We start from the raw sequence: 295 nt of genomic DNA, 5'->3' as shown, positions 1-295 counted from the left end.
GCACCGGCCTTCGCGGTTTCTGCGTCAGCTTTAGCGGTTTCTGCACCAGCTTTAGCTGCTTCGGCTTTACCTTGTGCTGCCTCTGCACCGGCCTTCGCGGTTTCTGCGTCAGCTTTAGCGGTTTCTGCGCCAGCTTTAGCTGCTTCGGCTTTACCTTGTGCTGCCTCTGCACCGGCCTTCGCGGTTTCTGCGTCAGCTTTAGCGGTTTCTGCACCAGCTTTAGCTGCTTCGGCTTTACCTTGTGCTGCCTCTGCACCGGCCTTCGCGGTTTCTGCGTCAGCTTTAGCGGTTTCTG

Annotated in this window: 1 protein-coding gene; it reads right to left on the bottom strand. The window is 58.0% G+C overall.

The features are described from left to right. Positions 1-295 (bottom strand): hypothetical protein (locus tag DPV92_RS09750; RefSeq protein ID WP_192574198.1); only part of this gene is annotated, 295 nt, incomplete at both ends.

This window comes from Pseudohaemophilus paraphrohaemolyticus, assembly GCF_003253115.1.
GTDB lineage: Bacteria > Pseudomonadota > Gammaproteobacteria > Enterobacterales > Pasteurellaceae > Haemophilus_A > Haemophilus_A paraphrohaemolyticus_A.
The sequence above is the reverse complement of the archived record's forward strand: the minus strand, read 5'-3'. Positions and strand labels throughout refer to the sequence as shown.